Source organism: Pseudomonas anguilliseptica (genome assembly GCF_900105355.1).
Classification (GTDB): Bacteria; Pseudomonadota; Gammaproteobacteria; order Pseudomonadales; family Pseudomonadaceae; genus Aquipseudomonas; species Aquipseudomonas anguilliseptica.
Genome location: NZ_FNSC01000001.1, coordinates 727,427 through 750,629, shown reverse-complemented (window position 1 = coordinate 750,629; position 23,203 = coordinate 727,427). Strand labels below are relative to the sequence as shown.

Genomic DNA, 23,203 nt, shown 5'->3' with positions numbered 1-23,203 from the left:
TTTAATATGGGGTTGGCTATGCGCATAGGCGCGCGTTTCATCGCAATTGGAGTGGCATTGGTGGCGTTGGTCGCTGATGTAATGGCCGCTTCGGATGTGCGCAGTGTCCGCTTGTGGCGTGCGCCGGATAACACTCGCCTGGTGTTTGACCTGTCCGGTCCCGTGCAGCACAGCGTTTTCCTGCTGTCCGCGCCCAATCGTATCGTCATTGATGTCAGTGGGGCCAAGCTGGCTACCAGCTTCGATCAACTGACCTTGAGTAATACCCCGATCACCGGTGTACGCTCGGCGCAGCGCACCCCGGATGACCTGCGCGTGGTGATTGACCTGTCAGCAGCGGTCACACCAAAAAGCTTTACCCTGGCGCCCAATCAGCAGTACGGCCATCGTCTGGTGGTCGATCTGTTTGACCAGGAAAGCGGCGCGGCCCCCAATCTACCTGCTACCCCTGTAGCCACTGCCCCCCAGGTGCCGGTAACGCCGACACAGGCCCCGCCGAAGCTGACGCCAGTGCCCAATGGCAAGCGCGATATCGTGATTGCCATCGACGCCGGCCACGGCGGCGAAGACCCGGGCGCACTGTCGCCGGTCAAAGGCCAGTATGAAAAGCATGTGACCCTGGCTATTTCCAAGGAGCTGCAGCGGCAGATCAATGCCGAGAAGGGCTTCCGCGCCGAATTGGTGCGCGCGGGCGACTACTTTATCCCGCTGCGCAAGCGCACCGAGATTGCCCGCAAGAAGGGCGCCGATCTGTTTGTTTCCATCCATGCCGATGCTGCGCCGCGTGCCGCTGCATTCGGTGCGTCGGTGTATGCCCTGTCAGATCGCGGTGCCACCTCGGAGACCGCGCGTTGGCTGGCAGATGCGGAAAACCAGTCGGACCTGATCGGTGGCGCCGGCAACGTCAGCCTGGACGACAAGGACAAGATGCTTGCCGGGGTATTGCTTGATCTATCGATGACTGCCTCGCTGTCATCCAGCCTGAACGTCGGCAACAAGGTGCTGGGCAATATGGGGCGGGTGACGCCGCTGCATAAACGGCGGGTGGAGCAGGCCGGCTTTATGGTGCTGAAGTCGCCGGATATTCCGTCGATCCTCGTGGAAACCGGATTTATCTCCAACCCCAATGAGGCCCGCAAGCTGTCTAGTGCCAGCCATCAGCAAGCGCTGGCGCGCTCGATCGTTACGGGCGTGCGGCAGTTCTTCCATGAAAATCCGCCGCCTGGTACTCACGTGGCCTGGCTGCGTGACAACGGCAAGATTGCCCTCGGTCCACGCGAGCATGTGGTCAGCTCCGGCGAAAGTCTGGCGCTGATTGCGCAGCGCTATCAGGTCAGCCTGGCCGTGCTGCGTAGTACCAACTCGCTGAAAAGCGATGTGATCAAGGTCGGTCAGCGTCTGCAGGTTCCCGCCACTGCTTTGGCTGCGCAGCCATGAGTGAAGCCGCGCGTATCCAGCTGCTCAGCCCGCGGCTGGCGAACCAGATTGCTGCCGGTGAGGTGGTCGAACGTCCGGCCTCGGTAATCAAGGAGCTGCTGGAAAACAGCCTGGACTCCGGCGCCAAACGCATTGAGGTGGATGTTGAGCAGGGCGGCGTCAAGTTGCTCAAAGTGCGCGACAACGGCAGTGGTATCTCCCCGGACGACTTGCCCCTGGCGCTGGCCCGCCACGCTACGAGTAAGATCCGCGAGCTGGAAGACCTCGAGCAGGTGATGAGCCTGGGCTTTCGCGGTGAGGCGCTGGCCTCGATCAGCTCCGTCGCGCGTCTGACCCTGACTTCGCGCACCGAAGGTGCCGAGCAGGCTTGGCAGGTGGAGACCGAAGGCCGCGATATGCAGCCGCGGGTTCAGCCTGCGGCGCATCCGGTCGGCACTTCGGTGGAAGTGCGTGACCTGTTCTTCAATACCCCGGCGCGGCGCAAGTTTCTCAAGACTGAAAAGACCGAGTTCGATCACCTGCAGGAAGTGATCAAGCGCCTGGCCCTGGCGCGCTTTGACGTGGCCTTCCACCTGCGCCACAACGGCAAGACTGTGCTCGGCCTGCATGAGGCGCCGGATGAACAGAGCCGCGCGCGGCGGGTGGCCTCGGTTTGTGGCCCGGCGTTTCTCGAGCAGGCGCTGCCGATTGATATCGAGCGCAACGGCCTGCACCTGTGGGGCTGGGTGGGCTTGCCGACGTTTTCCCGTAGTCAGGCGGATCTGCAGTATTTCTATGTGAATGGTCGCATGGTGCGCGACAAGCTGGTTGCCCACGCGGTGCGCCAGGCCTACCGTGACGTGCTGTTCAATGGTCGTCATCCGACCTTTGTGCTGTTTCTGGAAATTGACCCGTCGGTGGTTGACGTCAACGTGCACCCGACCAAGCACGAAGTGCGCTTCCGTGATGGCCGCATGGTGCATGACTTTCTCTACGGCACGCTGCACCGAGCCTTGGGTGAGGTTCGTCCCGAGGATCAACTCGCTGCTCCGGCGGCGGTGGCAGAGATGGTGCGCCCTACGGGGCAGGCGGCTGGCGAGTTTGGCCCGCAGGGTGAAATCGGCTTGGCCGCCAGTCTGCTTGAGCCTGCGCCCAATGCATCCGTCTGGCGTTCGCCGGGTGCCGGCTATCAGGGCTACCGCCCGGAAACCCCGTTGCCGGCTGCCGAGGCTCAAGGGGCGTACCGCGAATATTTCACTCCGCTGGCCAATACGCAGGCGCCAGCGGCCCTGCCGGATGCGCAAGGGGATATTCCACCGCTGGGTTACGCGATTGCCCAGCTCAAGGGTATCTATATCCTCGCCGAGAACCTGCAAGGCCTGGTGGTGGTGGATATGCATGCCGCCCATGAGCGCATCACCTACGAGCGGCTTAAAGTTGCCATGGCCAGCGAAGGCCTGCGTGGCCAGCCACTGCTGGTGCCAGAGTCGATTGCGGTGAGTCAGCGTGAAGCTGATTGCGCCGAAGAGCATGCCGAGTGGTTCCAGAGGCTTGGCTTTGAATTACAGCGCTTGGGCCCAGAAACCCTGGCAATTCGCCAGATTCCAGCGTTGCTCAAACAGGCCGAAGCGACCCGCCTGGTTCAGGATGTGCTGGGTGATTTGCTCGAATACGGCACTACCGACCGGATTCAGGCGCACCTCAATGAGCTGCTCGGCACCATGGCCTGTCACGGTGCCGTGCGCGCCAACCGGCGCCTGACCCTGCCGGAAATGAACGCCTTGCTGCGCGATATGGAGCACACCGAGCGCAGTGGTCAGTGCAATCATGGGCGTCCGACCTGGACGCAGATGGGCATGGATGACCTGGACAAGCTGTTCCTGCGCGGCCGCTAGCCGGCCGTTGAAAACTACCTGCGTTGCCGATACGGCGTTAAAATCAGGCTCAAAATGCTCATTTACAGCAGTAAACTCCGCTTTTCGCCTGTTTTCACCTTGTCTCGGCCGCCTCGCCTACATTTTCAATGGCCTGCTAAGCACCGTGCCATTTAGAGAGTTATAAGCATGTCCGAGTGCCTGCCCCCGGCGATCTTCCTGATGGGGCCGACCGCAGCCGGCAAAACCGATCTTGCCATCGAGCTGGCGCGGGTGCTGCCGTGCGAGTTGATCAGCGTCGACTCTGCCTTGATCTACCGTGACATGGACATCGGCACTGCCAAGCCGGATAAGGCCACGCTGGCCGAGTTCCCTCATAGCCTAATCGATATCCGTGACCCGGCCGAAAGCTATTCGGCGGCCGAATTCCGTGCCGATGCCCTGGCTGCCATGGCTGAAATCACCGCGCGCGGGCGTATTCCGCTATTGGTGGGCGGCACCATGTTGTATTTCAAGGCGTTACTGGAAGGTCTTGCCGACATGCCCAGTGCCGATGCGGCGTTGCGGGCGGAGTTGGAGGCGCGCGCCCAGGCCGAAGGTTGGGAAGTGCTGCATGCCGAGCTGCGTGCAGTCGATCCGGAATCGGCTGCGCGTATCCATCCCAATGACCCGCAGCGCTTGATTCGCGCCCTTGAGGTCTATCATGTCAGCGGGCAAAGCATGACCGTTCATCGTCAGCGCCAGGCGGCAGAAAATACTGCTGCTGGCGCATCGGCTGCGCGCCAATTCCCCTATACTGTGGCGCAATTGGCCATTGCTCCGGCACAAAGGCAGCTGTTGCACGAGCGAATTGCCCTGCGATTTCGCCTGATGTTGGAACAGGGGCTGGTTGCCGAGGTCGAACGCCTGCGTCAGCGAAGTGACTTGCACGTTGGTCTACCGTCTATACGGGCGGTGGGTTATCGCCAAGTCTGGGATTATCTGGGCGGCAACCTCGACGCCGAGCAGATGCAGGAGCGCGGCATTATCGCCACGCGCCAGCTGGCCAAGCGACAGTTCACCTGGTTACGTGGTTGGCAGCAGGATGTGCACTTGCTAGATAGCGCCGACTGCGACAATCTGCCGCGTGCCTTGAAATACCTGGCAGCGGTCTCCATATTGACCTGAGACCTTGCCGTTGGCCGTCTATCCTTGGGGGGTGACGGCTTTAAGCCGTTCGTTGGTTTACTAAAAATTATTGAAAATTGATCCTTAAAGGAGTGCGGCACATGTCAAAAGGGCATTCGCTACAAGACCCTTACCTGAATACCTTGCGTAAGGAACGCGTCCCGGTTTCTATTTATTTGGTTAACGGCATCAAGCTGCAAGGCCAGATCGAATCTTTCGACCAGTTCGTGATTTTGCTGAAAAACACTGTCAGCCAGATGGTCTATAAACACGCCATTTCCACTGTAGTGCCTAGCCGTCCGGTGCGTCTGCCGAGCGCCAGCGAAACCGAGCAAGCTGAAGCTGAGCCTGGTAACGCCTGATTTAGGAGGCTGCATTGTTCTTCGAGCGCCATGAAGGTGGAGAGCGGGCCATTCTGGTACATCTGGACGGCCAAAATTCCGAGGCGCGCGAGGATCCGCAGGAGTTTCAGGAGCTGGCCATCTCGGCCGGTGCTGAAACTGTCGCGTTCCTTAGTGTTCCGAGCAATCGGCTGACGGCCAAGTACCTGATCGGCAGTGGCAAAGTTGAAGAGCTGCGTGATCAGGTCAAAGCCGCCGAGGCTGATCTGGTTATCTTCAATCACGTCCTCACGCCCAGTCAGGAGCGTAACCTTGAGCGTGCTTTCGAGTGTCGAGTATTGGACCGTACCGGTCTGATCCTCGACATTTTTGCTCAGCGGGCGCGCACCCATGAAGGCAAGTTGCAGGTCGAGCTAGCCCAGCTCGACCACATGAGTACGCGACTGGTGCGCGGCTGGACTCACCTTGAGCGGCAGAAGGGTGGTATCGGTCTGCGCGGTCCGGGTGAAACCCAGCTGGAAACTGATCGCCGCCTGTTGCGCGTGCGGATTCGTCAGATCAAGCAGAAGCTGGAAAAGGTGCGCAGTCAGCGTGAGCAGGCGCGGCGCGGCCGCCAGCGTGCGGATATTCCTTCGGTATCGCTGGTGGGTTACACCAACGCCGGCAAGTCGACTCTGTTCAATGCGCTGACCACCTCGGATGTTTACGCAGCCGATCAGCTGTTCGCCACCCTTGATCCCACCCTTCGCCGTCTGGATCTGGATGACCTGGGTCCGATTGTGCTCGCCGATACTGTGGGGTTTATCCGGCATTTGCCGCACAAGCTGGTCGAGGCATTCCGTGCGACCCTTGAGGAGTCGAGCAATTCCGATCTGCTGCTGCACGTGATCGACGCCCACGAGCCCGAGCGCGATCAGCAGATCGAGCAGGTGTTGGCGGTGCTGGGCGAGATTGGTGCCCATGAGCTGCCGATGCTTGAGGTGTATAACAAGCTCGATTTGCTTGAGGGCGTGGAGCCGCAGATTCAGCGCGATGCCGATGGCAAGCCGCAGCGGGTCTGGCTGTCGGCGCGTGATGGGCGTGGTTTGCCGTTGTTGCGTCAGGCTATAGCCGAGTTGTTGGGCGATGATCTGTTTGTCGCTACATTGCAGTTGCCGCAGCGCCTGGGGCGTTTGCGCGCACAGTTCTTCGCCTTGGGTGCGGTGCAGAGCGAGTCGCATGCCGAGGACGGTAGTAGTCTGTTGGCCGTGCGTTTGCCGCGCATTGAGCTGAATCGGCTGGTCAGTCGTGAAGGGCTGCAGCCGCAGGAATTTATCGAGCAACACACTTTGCAATAAAGCCTGCATCAGCGACTTTGCCGCTGGTTGCATGCATTCTGTAGCATTGGCGGGCGCGCCGTGGGCGCGTCTTTGCTTTATCAGATGGAGAGCGCTATGGCTTGGAATGAGCCGGGTGGCAACTCGAATAATCAGGACCCGTGGGGTGGCCGTAAGAACGGTGATCGCAAGGGGCCGCCGGATATCGATGAGGCCTTCCGCAAGCTGCAGGAGAGCCTGAATGGGCTGTTCGGTGGCGGCAAGAAACGAGGCAGTGAAACTGGCTCGGGCAATGGCGGCGGTTTCGGCCTGCTGTTCGTGGGCCTGGGGCTGCTGGCTGCAGTCTGGCTGTACAGCGCGATCTATGTCGTTGATGAGCAGGAGCAGGCTGTGGTGCTGCGCTTCGGCAAGTACTACGAAACAGTCGGCCCGGGCCTGAATATCTATTTCCCGCCGATTGATCGCAAGTTTCAGGAAAACGTCACCCGCGAGCGTGCTTACAGCAAGCAGGGGCAGATGTTGACCGAGGACGAAAACATCATCGAAGTGCCGTTGACCGTGCAGTACCGGGTCAGCAACTTGCAGGATTTCGTCCTCAACGTTGATCAGCCGGAAGTCAGTCTGCAGCATGCGACCGACAGTGCCGTGCGTCACGTCGTGGGTTCTACCGAGATGGATCAGGTGCTGACCGAGGGTCGTGAGCTGATGGCCAGCGAGGTCAAGGAGCGTTTGCAGCGTTTCCTCGACAACTACCGCACCGGTATCACGGTTACTCAGGTCAACCTGCAGAGTGCGGCGGCGCCGCGTGAAGTGCAGGAAGCCTTCGATGACGTGATTCGCGCCCGTGAAGACGAGCAGCGTGAGAAGAATCAGGCGGAAACCTACGCCAATGGCGTGGTGCCGGAAGCCCGTGGTCAGGCGCAGCGCCTGATCGAGGATGCCAGCGGTTACCGTGATGAAGTGGTTTCCCGCGCACAGGGTGAGGCAGATCGCTTTACTGCATTGGTCACTGAGTACCGCAAGGCACCTGAGGTCACTCGCGAGCGTCTGTATCTGGACACCATGCAAGAGCTGATGAGCAATACCAGCAAGGTGCTGGTGACTGGCGACAAGGGGCAGAACAACCTGCTTTATCTGCCGTTGGACAAAATGATCGATGGCCGCAGCTCCTCTGCGCCTAGCTCGATATCTGGCTCTGCGAGCACTGCAGACGCTGGCTCGCGGGTAACTATCGATCCGCGTCAGGTTGAACTGCGTACAAGGGAGAGCCGTTGATGAGCAATAAATCGCTGATCGCCCTTATTGTTGGTGTGGTGCTGGCGCTGGTCGCCTGGAATAGCTTCTATATCGTCTCGCAGACTGAGCGTGCGGTGCTGTTGCAGTTCGGTCGTATCGTCCAGCCGGACGTGCAGCCTGGTTTGCATGTGAAGGTTCCGTACGTCAACCAGGTGCGCAAGTTCGATGCGCGTCTGCTGACCTTGGATACTGACAGCTCGCGTTTCCTTACGCTGGAAAAGAAAGCGTTGATGGTTGATGCCTTCGCCAAGTGGCGAGTGCTGGATGCCGAGCGCTATTACACTGCAACCTCTGGCATGAAGCAGATTGCCGACGAGCGTCTAGCGCGTCGTCTTGAAGCGTCCCTGCGTGACCAGTTCGGTAAGCGCACCCTGCATGAGTCTGTGTCGGGTGAGCGCGATGCGCTGATGGCAGATGTGACCGCCTCCTTGAATCGTGCCGCGCAGAAAGAATTGGGTATCGAGGTTGTGGATGTGCGCGTGAAGGCTATCGACCTGCCGAAGGAAGTTAACCGCAGCGTGTTTGATCGCATGAGTTCCGAGCGTGAGCGTGAGGCTCGTGAGCACCGCGCCAAGGGTAAGGAGCTGGCCGAAGGTATTCGCGCCGACGCCGACCGTCAGCGTCGCGTGTTGCTGGCTGATGCCTACCGCCAGGCTGAAGAGCTGCGCGGTGAGGGTGATGCCCAGGCTGCGGCGATCTATTCCAAGGCGTACGGCATGGACCAGGAGTTCTACTCGTTCTATCGCAGCCTGAGGGCTTATCGCGAGAGCTTCGCCGATAAGCGTGACGTGCTGGTGCTGGATCCGAGCAGCGACTTCTTCCGCTATTTGGAGAAGTCCAAGCCTTAAGTCATCACCCCGGCGGGCAGCCGCCGGGGTGATCCTTGTGGAAAACGTGGTATCATGCGACAGCCGGGAAAATCCCGGCTTTTTTGCGTCTGTGGGAAGCATGTGGCAGGAATTAGGCATCGCGTTGTGTCTTGTGCTGGTGCTGGAAGGCATCCTGCCCTTCCTGTGTCCGCGCCATTGGCGTGACACGCTTTTACAACTGATGCAGTTGTCTGACAGGCAGCTGCGTCTGCTGGGGTTGGCCAGCATGTTGCTGGGAACAACCGTCCTTTATTGGCTTCACTGAAGGCTTGTGCCGCCCGGTTCAAGAGGGGAATGGCGAAATGGCAACGGTAGACCGCTGGCTGCTGCCAGATGGCATCGAAGAAGTACTGCCACCGTACGCAGGGCGTATTGAAGTGGCGCGCCGCCAGGTGCTGGACCTGTTCCTGCGCTGGGGCTATGAATTTGTGGTCACCCCGCATATCGAGTACCTGGAATCGCTGTTGACTGGCGCGGGCCAGGATCTGGATCTGCGTACCTTCAAGGTGACTGACCCGCTGTCCGGTCGGCAGATGGGCTTTCGTGCCGATATCACGCCACAGGTAGCGCGCATCGATGCGCATACCCTGCGCCGTGAAGGGCCGAGCCGTCTGTGCTATGCCGGTAGCGTGGTGCATGCCCAGCCGCGTGCGCTGACCACCTCGCGCAGCCCGATCCAGCTGGGTGCCGAGCTGTATGGCGATGCCAGCCCGGCCAGCGATGTGGAAGTGATCAGCCTGCTGGTCAACACCCTTGAGCTGGCTGCGGTGCCGGATGTGCACATGGATCTTGGTCATGTCGGTATCTATCGTGGCCTGGCGCGCGCCGCCGAGCTGTCTGGCGAGGTCGAGCAGCAGTTGTTCGATGCGCTGCAGCGAAAGGCGATGGACGAGGTCGCAGAGCTGACCGAAACCCTGCCGGATGACCTGCGCAAGATGCTGCGCGCACTCAGCGAGTTGTGCGGTGGTCGTGAGGTGCTGGATCTGGCTCAGGCTTGCCTGACCGATGCGCCGGACGATGTGCATGCGGCGCTGGATGATCTGATGTCGATTGCCGACGCACTGAGCTTGCGCTACCCGGAATTACCGCTGTACTTCGATCTTGGCGAGCTGCGCGGCTATCACTACCACACAGGTGTGGTGTTCGCGGCCTTCGTCCCGGGCGTGGGCTATGCCATCGCCCAGGGCGGGCGCTATGACGATATCGGTGCCGACTTTGGCCGAGCACGTCCGGCGACAGGCTTCTCCACTGACCTGAAAACCCTGGTAAGCCTGGGGCAGATGCAGTTGGGTGAAGAGCCGGCCGGAATATGGGCGCCGGATAACCATGATGTGTTTTTGTGGCAGGCGATTGTGCGTTTGCGTCAGGACGGTCAGCGCGTGGTTCAGGCATTGCCTGGGCAGGTCGCGGCTGACGCCGAGGCTGCAGGGTGTGATCGTCAGTTGCTGTTGCGTGATGGTCGCTGGCAGTTGGCTGCGCTGGCTGCCTGAGCGGTCGTGCGAAAAGTTTCCGTCGGCTGTGGCCGGCATCAAGTTTGCGAAGAGGGTTAGTGTTATGGGTAAGAATGTCGTAGTCCTGGGCACCCAGTGGGGCGATGAAGGCAAGGGCAAGATCGTCGACCTGCTGACCGAACAGGCTGCAGCTGTTGTGCGTTATCAGGGTGGTCACAATGCTGGCCACACCCTGGTGATCGACGGCGAAAAGACCGTTCTACACCTGATCCCCTCCGGCATTCTGCGCGAAAACGTGCAGTGCCTGATCGGCAACGGCGTGGTGGTTGCGCCCGATGCGCTGATGCGTGAAATCATCAAGCTGGAAGAGAAGGGCGTGCCGGTGCGCGAGCGTCTGCGCATCAGTCCATCCTGCCCGCTGATCCTGCCGTATCACGTGGCTCTCGATCAGGCTCGTGAGAAAGCTCGCGGCGATGCCAAGATTGGCACTACTGGTCGCGGCATCGGCCCTGCATACGAAGACAAGGTGGCGCGCCGTGGTCTGCGTATTGGCGACCTGTTCCACCGTGAGCGTTTCGCCGCCAAGCTTGGCGAGTTGCTGGATTACCACAACTTCGTACTGGTCAATTACTACAAAGAGCCGGCCATCGACTTCCAGAAGACACTCGACGAGTGCATGGAATACGCCGAGCTACTCAAGCCAATGATGACCGACGTGACTGCCGTGCTGCACGACATGCGTCGTGAGGGCAAGGACATCATGTTCGAAGGCGCTCAGGGCTCGCTGCTGGACATCGACCATGGCACCTACCCCTACGTCACCAGCTCCAACACTACTGCTGGCGGCATTGCCACCGGTTCCGGTTTCGGTCCGATGTACCTGGATTACATCCTCGGTATCACCAAGGCGTACACCACCCGTGTTGGCTCCGGTCCGTTCCCGACCGAGCTGTTTGATGAAACCGGCGCGTTCCTCGCCAAGCGTGGCCATGAGTTCGGTTCCACCACCGGTCGCGCCCGTCGTTGCGGTTGGTTTGATGCGGTGATCCTGCGTCGCGCCATCGAGATCAACAGCATCTCCGGTCTGTGCCTGACCAAGCTCGACGTGCTCGACGGCCTGGAAACTATCCGTATCTGTGTGGGTTACAAAGATCAGAACGGCGACGTTCTGGTCGATGCGCCGACTGATGCCGACAGCTATCTGGGTCTGCAGCCGGTGTACGAAGAGCTGCCAGGCTGGAGCGAGTCGACCCTGGGTGCGAAAACCCTGGAAGAGCTGCCAGCGGCAGCGCGTACTTACATCAAGCGTGTGGAAGAGTTGGTCGGTGCGCCGATTGATATCGTTTCCACTGGCCCGGACCGCAACGAGACTATTGTGTTGCGCCATCCGTTTGCCTGATAGTCACAGGCAGTGCACAGGGGGTCGCCAATTGGCGGCCCTTTGTCGTTTCTGGTCCAGGTAAAAATATTCGAGCTAGCCTTTATAAATCAGCTTCCCCGCCGTTATAGGCATTACCGTTGTCAGGAGTGTCTGCCGTGTTTGCCATTATTTCTGTGTTGCGCAGTCGCCTGCTGTTGCCGGTGTTTCTCGCGCTGGGTGTGGCCCTGCTGGTGCAGGTCGTTGTGGCTGTGGCGTTGACCCGTACCACAGTGGCGACGCTTGAGGCGGATTTGGCCAAAGGCATGCAGGCCGATACGGCGCGACTGGTTGGGGAGCTGACCAAGGCCGGAAATGAGGTGCGTGGCGGCCTGGACAGCCTTTCCGCTAGCACTCAGGCGCAGTTAGCCAAAGGCCTTTCCGCTCGGCTGGCCGAGGAGCAGGCGCAGATTCGTGGTGTGCTGGACAGTAACCTCAAGCGTTCTGCCGATGAGTTGGCGCAGTTGCTCTCGGCGGTTGCGCCGAAGGCAATCTGGGACGCTGATGTACCGGCGCTGACCGAGTTGGTGCGTGGTGCCCATCGCAATCCGGCTGTGCTGTTTGCGGTTTATCTCGATGCGCAAGGCGAGCGCCTGACGCGTCACCTCAATCGGCAGAATTCCCGCGTTCGTGCGCTGATGGCCAAAGGCGAAGGCGGTGGTGCGCTGGATAAGGTGTTGCAGGCCGCCGCCAATGATCCGGGCGTGTATATCGCCGAGGCTGCGATCAGTCCAATGGGTTCGGATATTGGCAAGGTCCTGTTAGGGGTCTCCACTGCTTCTGTGGATGAGGAGTTGGCGAAGCTGGATCAGCGCTTTGTCAGCCTGATCGATAGCAGTGGGCAGCTGGTTTCCGACAGTTTGAGTGGCGCAGCCACCAGTAGTGCGGATGCCTTGGTGGCGCGGTTGAGTGTTGCGCGTGAGGCGGCCGGCGGTATGGAGCAGAGCAGTCGCAAGGTGGTGCAACAGGCTGCGGCCGGCTTGCGTTGGAATATCAGCATGGGCCTGGCGGTGGTGGCGCTGGTGATTCTGCTGGTACTGGCGCTGGTGCTGGGGCGGCGAGTAGTCAGCAAGCTGCATACCTTGATTGCGGTGCTCAATGACTGGGCGGCGGGCGAGGGTGATCTGACGCGTCGGGTCGAACTCAATAGTCGTGATGAAATTGGTGACATGGCAGCGGCGGTCAATCGCTTCGTCGCCAAGCTGCAGCCGATTGTGCGTGAGGCGGGTGAGGTGGCTTCGCTCACCGGGCAGGAAATCGGCAATCTGGCCTCGCGCAGTGCGGCTGCCGAGTCGGCTGCTGAGCGCCAGCGTGATGAGGTGGCGGGCAGTCTGCAGGCGCTGGCGGAAATGGCCGGTGAAGCGCAGGCGGAAAGCCAGGCCATGCGCGAAGCGTTGCAGCGCGTTGGTGCTATTCGTCAGGCTGCGGATGACAATGCCGCGATTGCGCTGCGCGTTGGTGGTTCGATCGAGGAGCTGGTGCGGCGTGTGGAAACCGGTTCGGCAGTCATCGAGCGGTTGGCTAAGCAGAGCGAGCAGATTGAAATGGTGCTGACGGTGATCCGCTCAATCGCCGAACAAACCAACCTGCTTGCCCTGAATGCGGCGATTGAGGCTGCGCGGGCGGGCGAAAGTGGTCGCGGTTTTGCCGTGGTGGCGGATGAAGTGCGCGCACTGGCCAGCAAGACGCAGCAGTCCACCGGCGATATTCAGACCCATATCGGCGCACTGCAACAGGGGGCGCGCGAGGCGGTTGAGGCTATTGGTCAGGCGGGCAAGCAGGCGGATCAAGGCTTGGCTGCGCTGCGTGAAAGTGCGCGGGTGCAAGAGTCGGTGCGCGAAGCGGTCGAGGAAGTGCATGGAGCAATCAACACGGCGACCGAGGCCGCGGCGCATCAGGCTGAGGGGGCGGATGCCGTGCGTGGTCGCGTCGAGGTCATTCATGTCGAGGCGCGGCGGGCGGCGGAGGCGGTAGCGGCAACGGCGAATAGTGGCCGCGTGCTGGATGGCTTGGCGAAGAAGCTCAAAGCCAGTCTGGGGCAGTTTCGCGTTTAAATCGATTGAGGGTGGGCGCCTCTGGCGCTCGTCGGATGGTTGCGACGTGATGGATTAAATCGCGAGCAATAAAAAACCGAGTCAGGGACTCGGTTTTTTGAATTGGTGCCCAGGAGAAGACTCGAACTTCCACGACCGTAAGGTCACCAGCACCTGAAGCTGGCGTGTCTACCAATTTCACCACCTGGGCATTGATTGCAAAACATGCTTATTTGCTATCAACTACAACTCGGTTAACTTCGTTTCCCGTCGTTGTGGCGCGCATAATACGGATCGGGTTTTTACTTGTAAACCCCTGTTGTTAAAAAATTTTATTCTGTGTGCCGGGCTGACCTGGACAGTGGTTTCGCGCTTCAATAGGCGCATGGCAAACCGAATTTGTGTAGATAAGGTGAATTACCTCTAATGGCCGATTGGCAATCCCTCGATCCCGAGGCCGCTCGTGAAGCGGAAAAATACGAAAACCCCATTCCAAGTCGCGAGCTGATCCTGCAGCACTTGTCTGACCGTGGCTCCCCGGCGAGCCGTGAAGAGCTGGCCGATGAGTTTGGCATGGCCACTGAAGACCAACTCGAAGCGCTGCGCCGCCGTCTGCGCGCTATGGAGCGCGATGGCCAGTTGATCTATACCCGGCGTGGCACTTATGCCCCGGTGGACAAACTTGACCTGATTCTCGGCCGCATCAGCGGTCACCGTGATGGCTTTGGCTTCCTGGTGCCGGATGACGGCAGCGATGACTTGTTCCTCAGTCCGGCGCAGATGCGTCTGGTATTCGACGGTGACCGTGCGTTGGTGCGTGTCTCCGGGCTGGATCGGCGTGGCCGGCGTGAAGGGGCGATCGTTGAGGTGATCTCGCGGGCTCACGAAACGATAGTTGGTCGCTACTACGAAGAAAGTGGTGTGGGCTTCGTGGTTGCCGACAATCCGAAGATCCAGCAGGAAGTGCTGGTCACCCCGGGCCGCAATGCCAATGCCAAGCAAGGCCAGTTCGTCGAGGTGAAGATCACCCACTGGCCGACCCCGCGCTTCCAGCCCCAGGGTGATGTGGTTGAGGTGGTGGGCAACTACATGGCGCCGGGCATGGAAATCGACGTTGCCCTGCGCAGCTACGATATTCCGCATGTCTGGCCGGAGGCGGTGATCAAGGAAGCGCGCAAGCTCAAGCCGGAAGTCGAGGAGAAGGAGAAACGCATTGATTTGCGCCATCTGCCGTTCGTCACCATTGATGGTGAAGACGCGCGCGACTTCGACGATGCGGTGTATTGCGAGAAAAACGGCAGCAACTGGCGGCTGTTTTCCGGCGGCTGGAAGCTGTATGTCGCCATCGCCGACGTTTCACATTATGTGAAGATCGATTCGGCGCTGGACGCCGAAGCCCAGGTGCGCGGCAACTCGGTGTACTTCCCTGAGCGGGTTATCCCGATGCTGCCGGAAGAGCTGTCCAACGGCCTGTGCTCGTTGAACCCGCATGTCGATCGGCTGGCCATGGTGTGCGAGATCAGTATCTCGAAGACCGGCAAGATGACCGATTACCAGTTCTACGAGGCGGTGATCCATTCTCACGCGCGACTGACCTACAACAAGGTCAGTGCCATGCTTGAGCAGCCCAAGGGCAGCGAAGGCAAGGCCTTGCGTGGCGAGTACAAAGAAGTGCTGCCGCATCTCAAGCAGCTGTACTCGCTGTATCAGGTATTGCTGGCGGCGCGTCATGAGCGTGGTGCCATTGACTTCGAGACCCAGGAAACCCGCATCATCTTCGGTGCTGGGCGCAAGATCGCAGAGATCCGCCCAACCCAGCGCAACGATGCACACAAGCTGATCGAAGAGTGCATGCTGGCCGCCAACGTAGCCACGGCTGCGTTTATGCAGAAGCATGAAATTCCAGCGCTGTATCGCGTGCACGACTGTCCGCCGCCGGAGCGTGTAGAGAAGCTCAAGGCCTTTCTCACCGAGCTGGGGCTGTCGCTGCACCGTGGCAAGTCGAAGGACGGTCCGTCGCCCAAGGACTACCAGCTGCTGCTGGAAAGTATCCGCGAACGTCCGGATTACCACCTGATTCAGACCGTGATGCTGCGCTCGCTCAGTCAGGCTGTGTACAGCGCGGATAATCAGGGCCACTTCGGTCTGAACTACGGTGCGTATGCGCACTTCACTTCTCCGATTCGTCGCTACCCGGATCTGCTGATCCACCGGGCGATTCGCAGTGTGGTGCGTTCCAAGCTCGATACCCCGCACGTCAAGCGTGCCGGTGCGGCGATCATGCCGCGAGCGCGCATCTACCCATACGACGATGCGATTCTCGAGCAGCTCGGCGAGCAGTGTTCGATGTCCGAGCGGCGCGCCGATGAAGCAACCCGTGATGTGGTGAACTGGCTCAAATGCGAGTTTATGAAGGATCGCGTCGGCGAAACCTTCCCGGGTGTGATTACGGCTGTGACGGGGTTCGGGCTGTTCGTCGAGCTGAAAGACATCTACGTCGAAGGCCTGGTGCACGTCACCGCCTTGCCAGGCGATTACTACCATTTCGACCCCGTCCATCACCGCCTGGCGGGCGAGCGCAGTGGTCGCAGTTTCCGCCTGGGCGATAGCGTTGAGGTCAAGGTCATGCGCGTCGATCTGGACGAGCGCAAGATCGACTTCGAATTGGCTGAAGGCAAAACGGCTATGCCGGCCGGTCAGCGTCGTGGTGGTTTTGAGTCGGCGGCAGGTAAAACAGGGCGTCGCGGCGAGCGCGCTGCGCCAGGTGATACCGATGTGGAAAAGAGCCGTGCGCTGAAAAAGTCGCTGCTCAGTGATTCGAAGAGCAAAGCCGGCAAAGGCGCGGCCAAGAGTGGGTCGTCCAAACCAGCCAGCAAGTCGGGCAAGTCTGGGGCGCACCGCAAGGGCGCTCCGGCTGGTGGGGCGCCGGCGTCCGGCGGCGCGCGCAAGCGTAAGGCGAAGTCATGAGTCAGTTGGAAAAGATCTATGGCGTGCATGCCGTAGAGGCATTACTGCGTCACCACCCTAAACGGGTCAAGCAGATTTGGCTGGCAGAAGGGCGTAATGACCCGCGGGTACAAGTGCTGCTGGCGCTGGCGGCGGATGCGCGGGTTGCTGTTGGTCAGTGTGAACGCCGCGAGATGGATGCCTGGGTTGAAGGGGTTCATCAGGGGGTGGTGGCTGATGTCAGTCCCAGTCAGGTGTGGGGCGAGGCGATGCTTGATGAGCTGCTCGATCGCACTGAGGGCGCGCCCTTGTTGCTGGTGCTCGACGGCGTGACCGATCCGCATAACCTCGGTGCTTGCCTGCGCACCGCGGATGCGGCTGGTGCGCTGGCGGTTATCGTGCCGAAGGACAAGTCCGCCACGCTCAATGCCACCGTGCGCAAGGTGGCCTGCGGCGCCGCCGAGGTGATCCCGCTGGTCGCGGTGACCAACCTGGCGCGCAGCCTGGAGAAACTCCAGCAGCGCGGGCTATGGGTTGTTGGCACGGCCGGTGAGGCTGAGATGGAGTTGTACGAGCATGATCTGACCGGGCCGACCGTGCTGATCATGGGTGCCGAAGGCAAAGGCATGCGCCGGCTGACCCGTGAGCACTGCGATTACCTGGTCAAGTTGCCGATGGCGGGCAGTGTCAGCAGTCTCAATGTGTCGGTTGCCACCGGTGTGTGCCTGTTCGAGGCATTGCGCCAGCGCAAGGCTGTCAGCAAGAAGTGAGTGTATGGCGGGCATCTGGCCGGTGCCCGCACTTGTTAAGCCTTCTCTGTTCCGTGCGCCCGCTGCGGATTGTTCAAATAATCACCAGTTCGCCTTGCGCGTGGCAGGGGGCTTCACTAGAATGTCGCCCCTTGCCGCGACGGCAGGCGCTTTTGCGCCTTTCTGTTTCAGCAAGACAAACAAGTGAAATTCACTCCTTGCCTGACCGCATTTGGCGGCAGGCTACAACCCGTAAGGAGCATTTATGCGTCATTACGAAATCATCTTTCTGGTTCACCCGGACCAGAGCGAGCAAGTCGGCGGCATGGTTGAGCGTTACACCAAGCTGATCGAAGAAGACGGCGGTAAGATTCACCGCCTGGAAGATTGGGGCCGTCGTCAGCTGGCTTACGCCATCAACAACGTCCACAAAGCTCACTACGTGATGCTGAACGTTGAGTGCACTGGCAAAGCCCTGGCTGAGCTGGAAGACAACTTCCGTTACAACGATGCCGTGATCCGTAACCTGGTCATCCGTCGCGACGAAGCCGTTACTGACCAGTCCGAGATGCTCAAGGCCGAAGAAAACCGCAGTGAGCGCCGTGAGCGTCGTGACCGTCCTGAAAGCGCCGATTCTGTTGATGGCGATGACAGCGACAACAACGACAGCGACAACGCTGACGAGTAATCCACGGATCTATTGAGGAGCCACTCTCATGGCACGTTTCTTCCGTCGTCGTAAATTCTGCCGTTTTACTGCAGAAGAAGTGAAAGAGATCGATTTCAAAGATCTCAACACGCTGAAAGCTTACATCTCGGAAACCGGCAAGATCGTTCCTAGCCGTATCACCGGTACTAAGGCTCGTTATCAGCGTCAGCTGGCTACCGCTATCAAGCGCGCCCGCTTCCTGGCCCTGCTGCCTTACACCGACAGCCACGGCCGCTGAGACCGGATGTTCGACAAGAAGTAAGGGATAGATCGCATGCGCGCCATAGCTGAATTCATTATGCGCGGCCGTATGCAGGCCACTCTTGTAGTGGTGGTTTCTGCGGCATTGCCGCTGTTGTTCTGGTTGAGTGCTGCCGCGGGAAGCCTGGTGCTTCTGCGGCGCGGTTGGAGTGATGCCGCTGGCATCCTCGCCTGGGCCCTGCTGCCGGCCATTGGCTGGTGGTATTTCGGTGAGCCGCGCACCCTGTTGGTGTTGCTCGGTGCGCTGGGATTGGCGTTGTTGTTACACGCCAACCTGTCCTGGAATCGTGTGCTGCTGTGCAGCGTGGCATTGGGCCTGGTGTACGGGTTGGTCTTGGGTGCGGTGTTCCGCGAACCCATCCAAGCAATGGCGCTTGAGCTGCAAAAGCTGATGCCGCAAATGCTTGATGGGGTTCACCAGCAGATGTCGGTGGATGAGCGAGCGCGCCTGGATAGCCTGATTGCACCGGTACTGACCGGATTGATCGCGGCGTTGTTGCAGGTAGTCAGCTTGTTGAGCCTGATGCTTGGGCGCTTCTGGCAGGCGCAGTTGTATAACCCGGGTGGTTTTGGCCGCGAGTTTCGCGCGCTACGCCTCCCGACCCCGCTGGCGATGTTGCTGCTGGTTGGCATGCTGTTGGGGCCCAATCTGGGTCCGCAAATGGCCATGCTGACCCCGTTATGCAGTGTGCCGTTGGCGTTTGCGGGCATCGCCTTGTTGCATGGGCTGGTGGCGCAAGGTCGGCTAGGTAAGTTCTGGCTGGTCGGGTTGTACATCACGTTGTTGCTGTTTATGCAGCTGACTTATCCGTTACTGGTGGTTTTGGCCATTGTCGACAGTCTGCTTGATTTTCGTGGTCGCTTTGAGCGCAAACAAGGCTCGGGTCCCGCGAACGGTGAAGGTTAAAAGTTAAGAGGTTATTACCAAATGGAACTGATCCTGCTGGAAAAAATCGCCAACCTGGGCAACCTGGGCGATAAAGTGAATGTTAAGGCCGGTTACGGTCGTAACTTCCTGCTGCCGCAAGGCAAAGCCACTGCCGCTACTCCTGCAAACGTTGCTGCGTTTGAAGCGCGTCGCGCCGAGCTGGAAAAACTGGCTGCCGAGAAGAAAGCTTACGCTGAATCCCGCGCTGCTCAGTTGGCTGAACTGGAAGTCACCATCACCGCTACCGCGGGCGATGAAGGCAAACTGTTCGGCTCCATCGGTACTCACGATATCGCTGAAGCCCTGACCGCCTCTGGCGTTGAAGTGGCCAAAGCTGAAGTGCGTCTGCCGAACGGCACCATTCGTCAACTCGGCGAATACGACGTAGCCGTGCACCTGCACAGCGACGTTGAAGCAACCGTTAAGGTTGTTGTTGTAGCCGCTTAACTGGCTGCTCAACGGGCTTGCACTTGAGTGCAGGCTCGCTAACATCGGGCACGGCATTGCGAAAGCGATGCCGTGCCCTTTGTTTTTCCAACACAGAATTCCTTGCCCGAGCCTTATGAACGACATCAGCCTGCCCGAACAGTACGACCTGCAAACCTCCGCCCTGAAGGTGCCTCCGCACTCGATCGAGGCGGAGCAAGCCGTACTGGGCGGCCTGATGCTCGACAACAACGCCTGGGAGCGGGTGCTCGATGCGGTGTCCGATGGCGACTTCTATCGGCATGACCACCGCCTGATCTTCCGTGCGATCTTCAAGCTGGCCGAGCGTAACCACCCCTTCGACGTGGTCACCGTGTCCGAACAGCTGGACCAGGAAGGCCAGCTGTCACAAGTCGGCGGCCTGGCCTACCTCGGCGAACTGGCGAAAAACACTCCGTCGGTGGCCAATATCAAGGCCTATGCGCAGATCATTCGTGAGCGCGCCACGCTGCGCCAGTTGATCGGCATCAGCGGTGAAATCGCCGACAGCGCCTATATGCCACAAGGCCGTACCGGTGCCGAAATTCTCGACGAGGCCGAGCGCCTGATCTTCCAGATTGCCGAGGCGCGGCCGAAGACCGGTGGGCCGGTGGGGATCAACGATATCCTGGTCAAGGCCATCGATCGCATCGACACCCTGTTCAATGCCGGCGACGCCATCACCGGTCTGTCCACCGGCTTTACCGACCTGGACAACCTGACCAGCGGCCTGCAGCCGGCTGACCTGATCATCGTTGCCGGCCGACCCTCGATGGGTAAGACCACCTTCGCCATGAACCTGGTGGAAAACGCGCTGATGCGCAGCGACAAGGTGGTGATGGTGTACTCCCTGGAGATGCCTTCCGACTCCATCGTCATGCGTATGCTCGCCTCGCTCGGGCGCATTGACCAGACCAAGGTGCGTGCCGGTCGCCTGGACGACGACGATTGGCCGCGCCTGACCAGCGCGGTCAACCTGCTCAATGACCGCAAGCTGTTTATCGACGATACCGCCGGTATCTCGCCTTCGGAAATGCGTGCGCGTACCCGCCGCCTGGCCCGCGAGCACGGCGAGATCGGCCTGATCATGGTCGACTACCTGCAGCTGATGCAGATTCCCGGCTCCAGCGGCGACAGCCGAGTCAACGAGATTTCCGAAATCTCCCGCTCGCTCAAAGCCCTGGCCAAGGAATTCAACTGCCCGGTGATTGCCCTGTCGCAGCTTAACCGTGGCCTGGAACAGCGCCCGAACAAGCGCCCGATCAACTCCGACTTGCGTGAGTCGGGTGCGATCGAGCAGGACGCCGATATCATCATGTTTGTTTACCGCGACGAGGTGTATCACCCCGAGACCGAGTACAAGGGCGTGGCTGAAGTCATTATCGGCAAGCAGCGTAACGGCCCGCTGGGTACGGCGCGGCTGGCGTTTCTCGGTAAGTTTTCGCGCTTTGAGAACCTTGCGCCGGGTAGCTATCAGTTCGAAGACGAGTGATCTGACGCGCGGGCTTCAGGCGTTTAGCTTTTGTACAGTGGTGCGGTGGCGTGTTCGCCCAGAAACGGTTTGAGGTAGTCCTCCAGGCGTTGGCCATCCACCGGCTCAAAGATTTCCGCGCGGTCCTGCAGCTGCTGCACGCGGTCGATGCGGAAGTTGCGGAAGTCGTTGCGCAGCTCACGCCAGCCGCACAGCGTCCAGGTTTGCCCCCAGAAAAACAGCCCCAGCGGCCAGATGCAGCGTTGGCTGGTTCTGCCGCGTTCATCGCGGTAACTGATCAGCAGCTTGTGGTGCTGGCGTATGGCCTGGCGCAACTGGCCGAGCCAGTGCACAGGGTACGGATTGGTTTCCGGGGCAAACAGCTGATTGCGATTGAACTCATCGCGCAGCTCGTTGGGCAGCACGCTGTGGATTTTCGCCAGTGCCGATTCGGCGGCTCGTTGCAGCTGTGGGTCCGCCCAGGCTTTGACCATGCGCGCGCCCACCAGCAGCGCCTCAATCTCCTCGCGCTCGAACATCAAGGGCGGCAAATCCATCGGTTGGCGCAGCACGTAGCCGACGCCGGCTTCACCTTCCAGCGGCACTCCGGAAAGGGAAAGGTCCTGGATATCGCGATAAATGGTGCGCACCGATACCTGCAGGCGCTCGGCCAGCCACTGGGCGGTGGTCAGGCGACGGCTGCGCAGGAACTGCACGATTTGAAACAGACGGTCGGCGCGTCTCATGTTGTCTCAGCTGTTCCGCTCTGGATGACCGGGCGCGCTGACGCACGCCCGGAGGGCTGGGCTTAGGACATGCTGTGCAGGCCCACTTCGTTACCTTCACTGTCTTTTATCACAGCGATAAAACCATGCGGCGCGATAGACATCTTGCTCTGGATAATCACGCCGCCTGCCGAAGGGACGCGGTTCACCACAGCATCCAGCTGGCCTTCGACGTTCAGGTAGATGCGGGTGCCGCCAATGCCACTTTGTTGCTCGGCAGACTCGCTCAGGCAACCGCCGACACCGCTTTCTAGTGCGTGGGGGAACAGTGCCATACGGCCACCCATGCCCTCCATTACCTCCAGCGGCGTAGCCAGGGCGCGTTCATAGAAGCCGCGGGCACGTTCGAAGTTGCTGACAAATAGTTCGAACCAGTTGATCGCATTCATTTTCTCTCTCCTTGAAGGTTGGGGTCGACAGGCTGCGGCAGTATCTGAGGGCGCGTTCTAGCCTGTGGAACCCACTCTAGGGGAGTGCTACTGACAGCTTATTGTCAGTAGCTTTCACGGCTGTGCAATTAAATTTGCGGCGCTAACTGCGGCGCCGCAGTGTGCTGAGCGACCTGACGCTTGCAGCTCGGGAGTCGGGGGTTAAGATGCTCGGCTTTAGCCTGCCGTGGAGCCCTGTCATGCGTCCTCTTGTTGCCACTGTTGATCTGTCAGCCATCGCCCATAACTACGCGCTGGCCAAACGTTGTGCGCCGGGCCGACAGGCATTTGCGGTGGTCAAGGCGAATGCCTACGGGCATGGCGTGCGTGAGGTGGTGACGGCCTTGCACGATGTTGCCGATGGCTTTGCCGTGGCCAGCCTGGAGGAAGCCGCCGAGGTGCGTGCGCTGCATGGTGAGGCAAGGATTCTGTTGCTCGAAGGCTGCTTCGAGGCGGCGGAGTATCAGTTTGCCGCGCAGCTGGGCCTGGATCTGGTGTTGCACAGCGAGCAGCAGGCGCAGCAGCTGCTCGCCGCTAATCTATCGCGCCCGCTGAATCTGTGGCTGAAGCTGGACAGCGGCATGCATCGCCTGGGCTTCAGCGCCGCTGCCGTGCGTGAATGGCATGGTCGTTTACAGGGCGCGGCGCAGCTGGCCGAGTTGAACCTGATCAGTCACTTTGCCTGTGCCGATGAGCGTGGCAGCGAGACCAGCGAACTGCAGCTTGAGCAGTTTCTCGATCTGCTGGATCTGGATTTTGCCCAGCGCTCGCTGGCCAACTCGGCGGCAATTCTGACCATCCCTGCTGCGCATATGGATTGGCTGCGGCCCGGCATCATGCTTTATGGCGCCACGCCTTTTGCTGAGCTGGGCGCCGCTGAGCTGGGCTTGCGCCCGGCGATGAGCCTGACCGCACAGCTGATTGCCTGCCGGGAGGTAGCAATCGGTGAAACGGTTGGCTATGGCGGCACCTGGCGAGCTGAGCGGCCGTCGCGTATCGGCACCGTGAGTTGCGGTTATGCCGATGGCTACCCGCGCCATGCTCCGATCGGTACGCCGGTTGTCGTCCGTGGCCAGCGGGTGACACTGGTCGGGCGGGTGTCGATGGATATGCTGACGGTCGATTTGACTGACGTGCCCGATGCTGCTGTAGGTGATGCGGTCGAGTTGTGGGGTACACAGTTGCCGGTGGATGAGGTGGCGCAGGCGGCCGGTACCATTGGTTATGAGCTGCTCAGCAAGGTCACTGCGCGGGTGCCACGGCGCTATCGCAGCAGCTGAG

General features: G+C 60.2%; 21 protein-coding genes, 1 tRNA gene and 1 pseudogene. 20 read left to right on the top strand and 3 right to left on the bottom strand.

From position 1 onward, the window contains the following. Positions 1-6: 6 nt before the first annotated feature. The 12 genes and pseudogenes from BLW24_RS03610 (at position 7) to BLW24_RS27095 (ending at position 13,201) form a co-directional block, all read left to right on the top strand. A complete protein-coding gene (locus BLW24_RS03610) occupies positions 7-1,437 on the top strand; it encodes an N-acetylmuramoyl-L-alanine amidase (protein WP_420874980.1) in 1,431 nt (476 codons plus the stop codon). Continuing rightward, the gene (gene mutL, locus BLW24_RS03605; protein ID WP_090376791.1) at positions 1,434-3,311 is read left to right on the top strand and encodes a DNA mismatch repair endonuclease MutL; all 1,878 of its coding nucleotides are present in this window, start codon (positions 1,434-1,436) and stop codon (positions 3,309-3,311) included. The genes BLW24_RS03610 and mutL overlap by 4 nt, the downstream gene beginning before the upstream one ends. A gap of 168 nt (positions 3,312-3,479) precedes the next feature. Continuing rightward, the gene (gene miaA / locus BLW24_RS03600) at positions 3,480-4,457 is read left to right on the top strand and encodes a tRNA (adenosine(37)-N6)-dimethylallyltransferase MiaA (protein ID WP_090376790.1); all 978 of its coding nucleotides are present in this window, start codon (positions 3,480-3,482) and stop codon (positions 4,455-4,457) included. A 101-nt stretch (positions 4,458-4,558) separates the two neighbouring features. Then, positions 4,559-4,819: an RNA chaperone Hfq gene (gene hfq, locus BLW24_RS03595; RefSeq protein ID WP_090249679.1), complete on the top strand. Its 261-nt coding sequence runs from the start codon at positions 4,559-4,561 to the stop codon at positions 4,817-4,819. A 14-nt stretch (positions 4,820-4,833) separates the two neighbouring features. Next, entirely contained in the window at positions 4,834-6,135 is a 1,302-nt protein-coding gene (gene hflX / locus BLW24_RS03590) for a ribosome rescue GTPase HflX (protein ID WP_090376787.1), read from the top strand. Between the two features lie 96 nt (positions 6,136-6,231). After that, positions 6,232-7,389 carry an FtsH protease activity modulator HflK gene (gene hflK / locus BLW24_RS03585; protein WP_090376784.1) on the top strand — a complete coding sequence of 386 codons (1,158 nt, stop codon included), beginning with the start codon at positions 6,232-6,234 and terminating at the stop codon, positions 7,387-7,389. Further along, positions 7,389-8,258, top strand: a complete 870-nt coding sequence (gene hflC, locus BLW24_RS03580; RefSeq protein WP_090376781.1) for a protease modulator HflC — start codon at positions 7,389-7,391, stop codon at positions 8,256-8,258. Before hflK ends, hflC begins: the two co-directional genes overlap by 1 nt. A 100-nt stretch (positions 8,259-8,358) precedes the next feature. Then, positions 8,359-8,544: a DUF2065 domain-containing protein gene (locus tag BLW24_RS03575; RefSeq protein ID WP_090249667.1), complete on the top strand. Its 186-nt coding sequence runs from the start codon at positions 8,359-8,361 to the stop codon at positions 8,542-8,544. Between the two features lie 37 nt (positions 8,545-8,581). Continuing rightward, entirely contained in the window at positions 8,582-9,769 is a 1,188-nt protein-coding gene (locus BLW24_RS03570) for an ATP phosphoribosyltransferase regulatory subunit (RefSeq protein WP_090376778.1), read from the top strand. Positions 9,770-9,833: 64 nt separating this feature from the next. After that, positions 9,834-11,129 carry an adenylosuccinate synthase gene (locus BLW24_RS03565; RefSeq protein WP_090249662.1) on the top strand — a complete coding sequence of 432 codons (1,296 nt, stop codon included), beginning with the start codon at positions 9,834-9,836 and terminating at the stop codon, positions 11,127-11,129. Between the two features lie 284 nt (positions 11,130-11,413). After that, positions 11,414-12,343, top strand: a pseudogene (locus tag BLW24_RS27100) (HAMP domain-containing protein); the annotation flags it as partial. Then, positions 12,317-13,201 (top strand): methyl-accepting chemotaxis protein, encoded by an 885-nt coding sequence (locus BLW24_RS27095; RefSeq protein WP_420875024.1) that lies wholly within the window; start codon positions 12,317-12,319, stop codon positions 13,199-13,201. The pseudogene BLW24_RS27100 and the gene BLW24_RS27095, both read left to right, overlap by 27 nt. 103 nt (positions 13,202-13,304) lie before the next feature. On the opposite strand, the gene BLW24_RS03555 is transcribed toward BLW24_RS27095, so the two are convergent. Beyond that, positions 13,305-13,391, bottom strand: a tRNA-Leu gene (locus BLW24_RS03555). Positions 13,392-13,606: 215 nt separating this feature from the next. Between BLW24_RS03555 and rnr the strand changes: the two genes are divergently transcribed. From rnr to dnaB, 7 genes are all read left to right on the top strand, one after another. Next, positions 13,607-16,147, top strand: coding sequence for a ribonuclease R (rnr, locus tag BLW24_RS03550; RefSeq protein WP_090376772.1), 2,541 nt, complete (start codon positions 13,607-13,609; stop codon positions 16,145-16,147). Beyond that, a complete protein-coding gene (gene rlmB / locus BLW24_RS03545; protein WP_090376769.1) occupies positions 16,144-16,896 on the top strand; it encodes a 23S rRNA (guanosine(2251)-2'-O)-methyltransferase RlmB in 753 nt (250 codons plus the stop codon). The genes rnr and rlmB overlap by 4 nt, the downstream gene beginning before the upstream one ends. A 244-nt stretch (positions 16,897-17,140) precedes the next feature. After that, the gene (gene rpsF, locus BLW24_RS03540) at positions 17,141-17,563 is read left to right on the top strand and encodes a 30S ribosomal protein S6 (protein ID WP_090376767.1); all 423 of its coding nucleotides are present in this window, start codon (positions 17,141-17,143) and stop codon (positions 17,561-17,563) included. A 28-nt stretch (positions 17,564-17,591) separates the two neighbouring features. Then, positions 17,592-17,822, top strand: coding sequence for a 30S ribosomal protein S18 (gene rpsR / locus BLW24_RS03535; RefSeq protein ID WP_069519637.1), 231 nt, complete (start codon positions 17,592-17,594; stop codon positions 17,820-17,822). A gap of 36 nt (positions 17,823-17,858) precedes the next feature. Beyond that, positions 17,859-18,752 carry a YybS family protein gene (locus BLW24_RS03530; protein WP_090376765.1) on the top strand — a complete coding sequence of 298 codons (894 nt, stop codon included), beginning with the start codon at positions 17,859-17,861 and terminating at the stop codon, positions 18,750-18,752. A gap of 21 nt (positions 18,753-18,773) precedes the next feature. After that, on the top strand, positions 18,774-19,220 hold the full coding sequence (rplI, locus tag BLW24_RS03525) for a 50S ribosomal protein L9 (protein ID WP_090376762.1): 447 nt from the start codon (positions 18,774-18,776) through the stop codon (positions 19,218-19,220). A gap of 115 nt (positions 19,221-19,335) precedes the next feature. Next, the gene (gene dnaB / locus BLW24_RS03520) at positions 19,336-20,730 is read left to right on the top strand and encodes a replicative DNA helicase (RefSeq protein ID WP_090376759.1); all 1,395 of its coding nucleotides are present in this window, start codon (positions 19,336-19,338) and stop codon (positions 20,728-20,730) included. A gap of 23 nt (positions 20,731-20,753) precedes the next feature. Here the strand turns inward: dnaB and BLW24_RS03515 are convergent, their stop codons facing one another. Next, positions 20,754-21,455: a helix-turn-helix transcriptional regulator gene (locus BLW24_RS03515; RefSeq protein ID WP_090376756.1), complete on the bottom strand. Its 702-nt coding sequence runs from the start codon at positions 21,453-21,455 to the stop codon at positions 20,754-20,756. 62 nt (positions 21,456-21,517) lie between these two features. Further along, positions 21,518-21,883 carry a VOC family protein gene (locus tag BLW24_RS03510; protein WP_090376753.1) on the bottom strand — a complete coding sequence of 122 codons (366 nt, stop codon included), beginning with the start codon at positions 21,881-21,883 and terminating at the stop codon, positions 21,518-21,520. Positions 21,884-22,122: 239 nt separating this feature from the next. Between BLW24_RS03510 and alr the strand changes: the two genes are divergently transcribed. After that, complete coding sequence (gene alr, locus BLW24_RS03505) at positions 22,123-23,202, top strand: alanine racemase (RefSeq protein WP_090376750.1); 1,080 nt, start codon at positions 22,123-22,125, stop codon at positions 23,200-23,202. Position 23,203 lies beyond the last annotated feature (1 nt).

Bases quoted from the DNA above. Each gene is read 5' to 3' on its own strand.
- BLW24_RS27095 (WP_420875024.1), top strand. From the start codon at position 12,317: ATGGCAGCGGCGGTCAATCGCTTCGTCGCCAAGCTGCAGCCGATTGTG.
- BLW24_RS03570 (WP_090376778.1), top strand. From the start codon at position 8,582: ATGGCAACGGTAGACCGCTGGCTGCTGCCAGATGGCATCGAAGAAGTA.
- BLW24_RS03610 (WP_420874980.1), top strand. From the start codon at position 7: ATGGGGTTGGCTATGCGCATAGGCGCGCGTTTCATCGCAATTGGAGTG.
- rnr (WP_090376772.1), top strand. From the start codon at position 13,607: ATGGCCGATTGGCAATCCCTCGATCCCGAGGCCGCTCGTGAAGCGGAA.
- mutL (WP_090376791.1), top strand. From the start codon at position 1,434: ATGAGTGAAGCCGCGCGTATCCAGCTGCTCAGCCCGCGGCTGGCGAAC.
- dnaB (WP_090376759.1), top strand. From the start codon at position 19,336: ATGAACGACATCAGCCTGCCCGAACAGTACGACCTGCAAACCTCCGCC.
- hflC (WP_090376781.1), top strand. From the start codon at position 7,389: ATGAGCAATAAATCGCTGATCGCCCTTATTGTTGGTGTGGTGCTGGCG.
- rlmB (WP_090376769.1), top strand. From the start codon at position 16,144: ATGAGTCAGTTGGAAAAGATCTATGGCGTGCATGCCGTAGAGGCATTA.
- BLW24_RS03530 (WP_090376765.1), top strand. From the start codon at position 17,859: ATGCGCGCCATAGCTGAATTCATTATGCGCGGCCGTATGCAGGCCACT.
- BLW24_RS03510 (WP_090376753.1), bottom strand. From the start codon at position 21,883: ATGAATGCGATCAACTGGTTCGAACTATTTGTCAGCAACTTCGAACGT.
- hfq (WP_090249679.1), top strand. From the start codon at position 4,559: ATGTCAAAAGGGCATTCGCTACAAGACCCTTACCTGAATACCTTGCGT.
- rplI (WP_090376762.1), top strand. From the start codon at position 18,774: ATGGAACTGATCCTGCTGGAAAAAATCGCCAACCTGGGCAACCTGGGC.
- BLW24_RS03565 (WP_090249662.1), top strand. From the start codon at position 9,834: ATGGGTAAGAATGTCGTAGTCCTGGGCACCCAGTGGGGCGATGAAGGC.
- rpsR (WP_069519637.1), top strand. From the start codon at position 17,592: ATGGCACGTTTCTTCCGTCGTCGTAAATTCTGCCGTTTTACTGCAGAA.
- BLW24_RS03515 (WP_090376756.1), bottom strand. From the start codon at position 21,455: ATGAGACGCGCCGACCGTCTGTTTCAAATCGTGCAGTTCCTGCGCAGC.
- alr (WP_090376750.1), top strand. From the start codon at position 22,123: ATGCGTCCTCTTGTTGCCACTGTTGATCTGTCAGCCATCGCCCATAAC.
- rpsF (WP_090376767.1), top strand. From the start codon at position 17,141: ATGCGTCATTACGAAATCATCTTTCTGGTTCACCCGGACCAGAGCGAG.
- miaA (WP_090376790.1), top strand. From the start codon at position 3,480: ATGTCCGAGTGCCTGCCCCCGGCGATCTTCCTGATGGGGCCGACCGCA.
- hflK (WP_090376784.1), top strand. From the start codon at position 6,232: ATGGCTTGGAATGAGCCGGGTGGCAACTCGAATAATCAGGACCCGTGG.
- BLW24_RS03575 (WP_090249667.1), top strand. From the start codon at position 8,359: ATGTGGCAGGAATTAGGCATCGCGTTGTGTCTTGTGCTGGTGCTGGAA.